The organism is Streptomyces ipomoeae 91-03 (genome assembly GCF_000317595.1).
Taxonomy (GTDB): domain Bacteria; phylum Actinomycetota; class Actinomycetes; order Streptomycetales; family Streptomycetaceae; genus Streptomyces; species Streptomyces ipomoeae.
In genome coordinates, this window is record NZ_AEJC01000386.1 from 1 (window position 1) to 784 (window position 784).

General features: G+C 72.2%; 1 protein-coding gene. It reads left to right on the top strand.

Going from position 1 to position 784, the window contains the following annotated elements; genetic code table 11:
• Positions 1 to 38: 38 nt before the first annotated feature.
• The coding region (locus tag STRIP9103_RS24835) for a bifunctional transcriptional activator/DNA repair enzyme AdaA (RefSeq protein WP_048820928.1) at positions 39 to 784 on the top strand (746 nt) is incomplete at its 3' end.

The following is a 784-nucleotide window of genomic DNA, read 5'->3' on the forward strand; positions in this document are numbered from 1 at the left end:
CTCCCTTCCTCCCCGATGCTTGATTCATGCGGAACGGGATGTACAGCGATACCGAGCGGTGTGTGCGGGCCGTGCAGGCGAAGGACGCGCGGTTCGACGGGTGGGTGTTCACCGCGGTGTTGACCACGCGGATCTACTGTCGGCCGAGCTGCCCGGTGGTGCCGCCCAAGCCGGAGAACATGACGTTCTACCCCAGCGCGGCGGCCTGTCAGCAGGCGGGGTTTCGGGCCTGCAAGCGATGCCGGCCCGATACGAGTCCGGGGTCGCCCGAGTGGGATCAGCGGGCCGATCTGGTGGCTCGGGCGATGCGGCTCGTGGGGGACGGGGTGGTGGACCGGGAGGGGGTGACCGGGCTGGCCCGGCGGCTGGGTTACAGCACCCGGCAGGTCGAGCGGCAGCTGATGGCCGAGCTGGGCGCCGGGCCGCTCGCGCTCGCCAGGGCCCAGCGGGCGCAGACCGCGCGGTTGCTGATCGAGACGACCGGGCTGCCGATGGCGGAGATCGCGTTCGCGGCCGGGTTCGCCTCGATCCGGGCGTTCAACGACACCGTACGGGAGGTCTTCGCGCTGTCGCCGAGCGAGCTGCGGGAGCGGGCGGCGCGGTCGTCCCGACAGCGGGCCCAATCGCCGGACACGTCAGGGGTGTTGAACCTCCGGCTGCCCTTCCGTGCCCCGCTCAACCCCGACAACCTCTTCGGGCACCTCGCGGCGACCGCCGTACCGGGGGTGGAGGAGTGGCGTGACGGCGCGTACCGGCGCACGCTCCGGCTGCCGTACGGCCATGG